The organism is Pediococcus damnosus, assembly GCF_001437255.1.
Classification (GTDB): Bacteria; Bacillota; Bacilli; order Lactobacillales; family Lactobacillaceae; genus Pediococcus; species Pediococcus damnosus.
The window spans coordinates 1-6,561 of record NZ_JQBD01000094.1 but is presented as its reverse complement, the minus strand read 5'-3'; the positions used below and the strand labels follow the sequence as shown (position 1 = coordinate 6,561).

At 36.2% G+C, this 6,561-nt stretch carries 5 protein-coding genes; all 5 read right to left on the bottom strand.

The genetic code is table 11. The features are described 5' to 3' along the window. Window positions 1–67: 67 nt before the first annotated feature. The 5 genes from tig to rpsO all read right to left on the bottom strand — a co-directional run bounded on the left by tig (window position 68) and on the right by rpsO (window position 6,396). A complete protein-coding gene (gene tig, locus IV84_RS09075) occupies window positions 68–1,405 on the bottom strand; it encodes a trigger factor (protein ID WP_046872203.1) in 1,338 nt (445 codons plus the stop codon). Window positions 1,406–1,611: 206 nt separating this feature from the next. After that, window positions 1,612–2,799, bottom strand: coding sequence for an elongation factor Tu (tuf, locus tag IV84_RS09070; RefSeq protein ID WP_046872202.1), 1,188 nt, complete (start codon window positions 2,797–2,799; stop codon window positions 1,612–1,614). Between the two features lie 189 nt (window positions 2,800–2,988). Further along, window positions 2,989–3,921, bottom strand: coding sequence for a hypothetical protein (locus IV84_RS09065; RefSeq protein ID WP_056986485.1), 933 nt, complete (start codon window positions 3,919–3,921; stop codon window positions 2,989–2,991). 78 nt (window positions 3,922–3,999) lie between these two features. Continuing rightward, a complete protein-coding gene (locus tag IV84_RS09060; RefSeq protein ID WP_056986483.1) occupies window positions 4,000–5,709 on the bottom strand; it encodes a ribonuclease J in 1,710 nt (569 codons plus the stop codon). Between the two features lie 417 nt (window positions 5,710–6,126). Continuing rightward, entirely contained in the window at window positions 6,127–6,396 is a 270-nt protein-coding gene (gene rpsO / locus IV84_RS09055) for a 30S ribosomal protein S15 (protein WP_046872199.1), read from the bottom strand. Window positions 6,397–6,561: the final 165 nt, after the last annotated feature.

The following is a 6,561-nucleotide window of genomic DNA, read 5'->3' as shown; positions in this document are numbered from 1 at the left end:
ACCAATACGATTTGACAGAGACCCACTAAAACGAATGGATTCTTTCTTTAGTCAAACTTAATTTGCTTTATTTAGTTTCAGCATCGCTAGCTTTGTCTGCTTTTTTTGCAGCCTTAGCTTTGCTTTCTTCTACAGCAGAATCAGTAATAACAGAAACAGCCTTCTTAACTGCGATATCATGCTTCAACATGTCTTCAGAAAGTGCCTTTTTAATTGCACTCTCTTCCATACCATATTGAGAAGCTAAATCTTTAACTTCTGCAGCAACTTCATCTTCAGTTGGAACAATCTTTTCAGCATCAACAATGGCTTCCAAAACTAAGTTCGTTTTAACTCGGTTTTCAGCACCATCTGCTAATTGTTTCTTAAGATCGTCTTCAGATGTACCTGTAATCTTATAGTAAGTCTTAGGGTCAATTCCTTGTTGTTGCATATTTGCAAGATATTGATCAAGTTGACGTTGCACATCTTCATCCATCATTGATTGAGGGACTTCTTTAATCTCTGCATTATCAACGGCTTTTTGAATAGCTTCGTCTTCTTTAGCTTGACTAGCTGCTTCATCATTTTTAGCTTTTAATTCATCATGGGTCTTTGCTTTTAATTCTTCCAAAGAATCAACTTCTTCGTCAACATCTTTAGCAAATTCATCATCTAAATCAGGAAGCTCTTTAGTCTTGATTTCGTGGATAGTAACAGCAAAATCAGCTGCCTTACCCTGAAGATCTTTGGCATTATAATCATCTGGGAAGGTTACTTTAACGTCCACTTTTTCGTCAGATTTATGACCAACTAATTGTTCTTCAAAGCCAGGAATAAATGAATTTGAACCAAGCTCCAAGTCATAGTTATCTGCTTTGCCACCATCAAATGGTTTGCCATCAACGGAACCTTCAAAATCGATGGTAACAGTATCACCCTTTTCAGCAGGCTTGTCTTCTTTTAAAACAAGTTCAGCTTGTTGTTCACGTTTCTTTTCAATATCAGCGTCAACTTCTTTTGAAGTTACCCGATGACCTTGTTTTGCAACGGTTAAACCTTTGTAGTCACCAAGCTTAACATCAGGTTTAACGGTCACAACAGCCTTTAAGACCCATGGTTTGCCTTTTTCCATGCTATCAACATCGATTTTTGGTTGATCTACTGGTTCAATCTTTGCTTCTGCAATTGCAGCTTCATAAGCATCTGGTAAAACGATATTTAAAGCGTCCTCATATAATGCTTCTTCACCATACATTTGATTAAAAATCTGGCGTGGGACACGTCCTTTACGGAATCCAGGTACACTTAATTTTTTTCGTGTTTTTTGGAAAGCTTTATCTAAGCCTTCATGAATTTTATCAGTACTAATTTCGAAAGTTAATTTGCCATCATTAGCACCCTTTTTTTCCCATTTTGCAGTCATTATTTTCCCTCCGACAATTAAAAAGTAGTTTTACAATTACTATTGCATACGTGTGCTAGTTTACCGTATACGCTGTTAATTGTAAATGATTGTTACCAATATCGCTGCTAAAAACGCAATAAAACGCCAGTTTAACCAAATTTTGGATACAAAAAAAGACTCGGAACGAATTCCAAATCTTTTTTCTGTGTTGTTTTTAAAATTAATTAGTCATCAATTTGTGAAACGACACCAGCACCAACAGTATGTCCACCTTCACGAACAGTGAACTTAGTACCTTTTTCAATAGCAACTGGTTCGATAAGTTCTACAGTAAATGTAACGTTATCGCCAGGCATTACCATTTCAACGTTTTCAGGTAATTCAATTACACCTGTAACATCAGTTGTATGGAAGTAGAATTGAGGACGATAGTTTGAGAAGAATGGCGTATGACGGCCACCTTCTTCTTTTGTTAAGATATAGACCTCAGACTTGAACTTCTTGTGCGTCTGGATTGAACCAGGTGCAGCAACAACTTGTCCACGGACAACTTGATCACGGTTAACACCACGAAGTAAGACACCAACGTTATCGCCGGCCTCACCTAAATCAAGTGTCTTACGGAACATTTCAAGACCAGTAACAGTTGACTTCAATGGTTGATCATTCAAACCAACGATTTCAACTTCATCGCCAACCTTGATTTCGCCACGGTCAATACGACCAGAAGCAACAGTTCCACGACCAGTAATTGTGAAGACATCTTCAACAGGCATTAAGAAAGGCTTGTCGTTATCACGTTTTGGTGTTGGGATATATTCATCAACAACATCCATTAAGTGAAGGATAACCTTTTCTTGTTCTGGATCGCCTTGGAGAGCCTTCAAAGCTGAACCACGGATGACAGGAACATCATCACCAGGATAATCATATTCTGATAATAGTTCACGGACTTCCATTTCAACTAAGTCAATTAATTCGTCATCATCAACTAAATCAGTCTTGTTTAAGAAGACAACGATATAGTCAACACCAACTTGGTGAGCAAGTAAAATATGTTCACGAGTTTGTGGCATAGGGCCATCAGTTGCAGCAACAACTAAGATAGCACCATCCATTTGTGCAGCACCAGTGATCATGTTCTTGATGTAATCAGCATGTCCTGGGGCATCAATATGTGCGTAATGACGTTTTTCAGTCTCGTATTCAACGTGGGCAGTGTTGATTGTGATACCACGTTCACGTTCCTCTGGAGCTGCATCAATATCAGCATAATCTTCAGCCTTAGCTAAACCTTTTGCAGCTAAAACCTTTGTAATTGCTGCTGTTAAAGTAGTTTTTCCATGATCAATATGGCCAATTGTACCAATATTTACATGGGGTTTTGTTCTTTCGTAATGTTCTTTTGCCATTAATACGAACCTCCTGTATTTTTCGTAAGAATTACTCAGCCCTTGGCGTGGCTGGATTCTTTAAAAACTATTATACTACATCCTCATGAAAAGGCCAAGTCTCACCTACGAGAATCCTTAAACATTATATAAAGAACATCGATGTTTGTAAACCGATTTGGCCAAAAAAGTTTAATTATTTATATCTTTTTACTTATTTATCTCGGAATCTTCTATAAGTTGTTGTGTAAAATTATGAAATTTTGTTTGCCATTTTTCTATAGATTGCGTTGCCTTTGTAACTTGGTGTGCACGGCCGTAATACTCATCCAGCCAGTAATTCACCCAATCCAAAGGTTTCAAAAAAATCTGTTTTGCAAACGGGTAAACATAACTTAAATACAAGTCCTTTTCTTTTAAGAGTCCTGATAGCATAATCGGATCTTGATCAGCTAACTTATTTTGCAACGCATTCGTTAAATCTTGATTAACAGAATTATCAAGAATTCCTTTTAGATTACTTAAGTTAACGTCATGGTTCTGATTATCTAGCCAATAATAACTGACCGTCTTCTGTTGACCCATCAACACAACATTTTCCAAAACTGTCGCACGGATTAGCGGATGCACAAATGGATCCACAAAAATAAATTGAGCTGCTTGAAAATATTCTGCTGCAGGCAATTGTTTAGCCACTTCCAGTTCTTTATTGGCCTCTGCAATTGATAAATCCCCTAGGTGATAAAACTTTTTTAGTCTTTGATTCAAAGTTTGGCTTTGTTCACGAGTTTCGTTTTCTTTTTTCATTAAATCAGCTTCAAATTGATCCAAATCGTTAAAATGATGCTTCCGCAAAACTTCCAAAAAACGATGAGCATCTAAAAAATCTTGACACGCCAGCATTAAAGAAAAATATAATTTTCTTTTCTGGGCATTTTGCAAATAAAAATCTGCCGCATCATTGGCATATTTTAAGCCTTCCACGTAATGTTTTGTCCGAAATAAACTGAGAACAAAAAAATAATTTAACTGTGCATCAATTTGAATTTTCTCTACATTAGGCTCAATTAAATTAAGAACCGTTTGCCAGTGCTCTTCTGCAACTGCCTGTTTAATTTTTTTCATCTGATCAGATTCAGCCATTTTTTCATCTCCCTAAACGTCCGATAACCAAGAAACTGGTAATGCCATATGTCCGGCATTACCAGTTTAGTTGATCTCTTAAGCTTTTTTTTCAGGTGCTTTCTTCACTACTTTATGATGGTGCTGATTAACTTCCATGATCACTGGAAGAATAACAGGATGACGTTTAGTTTGTTCAAACAAGTAACGACTAATCTTCTCACGAATATCCTGCTTCAAATGACCCCAATCAAATTCCTTGTTATCAAGGTTATCCTGGACGACTTCCGTAACAATGCTGCTGCTTTCTTTCAATAAATCATGGTCATTATTCACATAAACAAAGCCACGTGATGTTACTTTGGGCTCGCCAATAATTATTTTCTTCTTTCGATCAATAGTTACAACTGCAATAAAGATCCCATCATCGGAAAGAGTTTTACGGTCCCGTAAGACAATATTACCGATATCACCAACACCGATTCCATCAATCATGGTGTCGCCAACTTCAATTCCTTCACCCAAGTGCATTTCATTATTTTTATACTCTAAAACATCGCCCTTTTGGGTTAAGAAAATGTGATCTTTATCCATCCCTGCTTCTTGTGCTAATTGAACATGGGTCTTCAAAAGGCGGTACTCTCCTTGAACTGGAATTAAGTACTTAGGCTTTAAAAGATTGATCATCAATTGTAAATCATTTTTGCTAGCGTGACCAGATGCATTCAGATCATCTGAAATCGCCTTTACTTCTCCACCAGCACGGTAAATCATATTCTTCGTTTTAGCTACAGTAGTTTCCATAGCATGCGATGGCGTGGTTGTAATGAATACTAAATCGCCATGTCCAATTTGAACCCCTTTACCGGGATCGTTGGACATCTTTTGAAGAGCCTTAATTGGTTCTCCCATTTTTCCAGTCTCCAAAACAACGGTCCGCTCTTTATCCAAACTATCTAATTTGTTGAACGGTACAATAATATCTTCAGTAGGTAAATGTAATTTTTTTAATCTGAGTGCCGTATTTACAATTTTTTCTAAATCATGACCGGTTAACACAACTTTTCGATCTGATTGAGCCGCAGCATCCAGAACTTGTTGAATTCGTAAAATATTAGAAGCCACAGAAGCGACAATGATCCGCCCTTTATGATATTTGAAAGCTTCTAAAATATAATTAGCAATATCACGTTCATTAGTTGAAGGTTTGGGATTTTCATCATTAGCCGATTCACTCAATAATGCTAAAACGCCATCTGCACCAATTTGACCCAAACGTCCAAAATCAGTTGCGTATTCTGGAGCAGCTGTCTGGTCAAACTTAAAGTCACCAGTATAAACGATCTGGCCTTCTTCAGTCTTCAATACAATTCCTAATGATTCAGGAATAGAATGGGTCGTCTTGAAGAACCCAACTGTTACATCGCCAAAATCGATTTCCATTTTTTCATTTACAATGTGAAAATCACTAAACTGCTTCAATTTAGGATCTTTTTCAACGTTTAATTTGGCCAGTGCAATTGTCATTTCTGAACCAAATACAGGAACTGGGAACTTATCTAAAAAGTAAGGCAAGGCGCCAATTGCGTCTGCATGCCCATGGGTAAGAAAAACACCCACAATTTTATCACTATGTTTTTCTAAATAAGAAAAATCAGGAATGACAACATCAATTCCTAAAAGCTCATTTTCTGGGTACTTTAATCCACAATCTAGAATGTAAATGGAATCATTTACTTCAACGGCATACATATTCTTGCCATTCTCACGAACCCCACTAAATGGGATTATTCTAATACTATTACTCATTATTCCACCTCAAAATTTTTTTAAATACTTTCATTAATTGTTTATCTATCAAAATACTCTGATGCATTAATGGACTATGAAATTTGTAAAATCTCATAGTCTGGTTAGAACGCTAGAGTGCCATTTTAGATGAATTTTCAGTTACCAAGTATAAATTTAATCTCTTATTTATAACTTGTTTGAACTTATAAATTCAATCTACTTAACGAAACACACGATTATTGTGTTTTTTAAAATTCATTCTGTCTCGACGTATAAACTGGTTTAAGTTTACCACATTTTATAGTGAGAGTTGCGTTCTAAGTATTTAAACATAAGGTAAATAAATGATTTTAGTCTATTTTCTTCATTTTCATATCAACAATTCCAAATTTTGGGTACAAAAAAAGTGAAAGCCGAAGCTCCCACTCTTTGTGATTAACGACGTAAGCCTAATGATTGGATTAAGTCACGATATCGTTGAATATCTTTACCGCGTAAGTATGCTAACAAGTTACGACGATGACCAATTTTCTTCATCAAACCACGTTGTGAATGAAAATCTTTTTTATGGACACTTAAATGTTCGTTAATTTCATTAATATCAGCTGTTAAAACTGCGACCTGGACCTCTGTAGAACCAGTATCACCGTCTTTACGTGCATATTTCTTAATGATTTCAGTTTTCTTTTCCTTTGAAATTGCCATTTTTTTCACCCCTTTATATATATTGCCCGAAACTGAGTAATCGTTGGTGATTCGAAAAACTAAGTATGGGTTTGTGCTTAAGCACAGTTTATATCGTACCTAATTTAAGACTAAATTACAAGTCCAAACTTAATTCGTATGTGTCAAGTTTTCCTAGGTGCCTTA

What these genes read in the sequence shown, in the direction of transcription:
- IV84_RS09060 (WP_056986483.1), bottom strand. Translation starts at nt 5,709, where the DNA reads ATGAGTAATAGTATTAGAATAATCCCATTTAGTGGGGTTCGTGAGAAT.
- tig (WP_046872203.1), bottom strand. Translation starts at nt 1,405, where the DNA reads ATGACTGCAAAATGGGAAAAAAAGGGTGCTAATGATGGCAAATTAACT.
- IV84_RS09065 (WP_056986485.1), bottom strand. Translation starts at nt 3,921, where the DNA reads ATGGCTGAATCTGATCAGATGAAAAAAATTAAACAGGCAGTTGCAGAA.
- rpsO (WP_046872199.1), bottom strand. Translation starts at nt 6,396, where the DNA reads ATGGCAATTTCAAAGGAAAAGAAAACTGAAATCATTAAGAAATATGCA.
- tuf (WP_046872202.1), bottom strand. Translation starts at nt 2,799, where the DNA reads ATGGCAAAAGAACATTACGAAAGAACAAAACCCCATGTAAATATTGGT.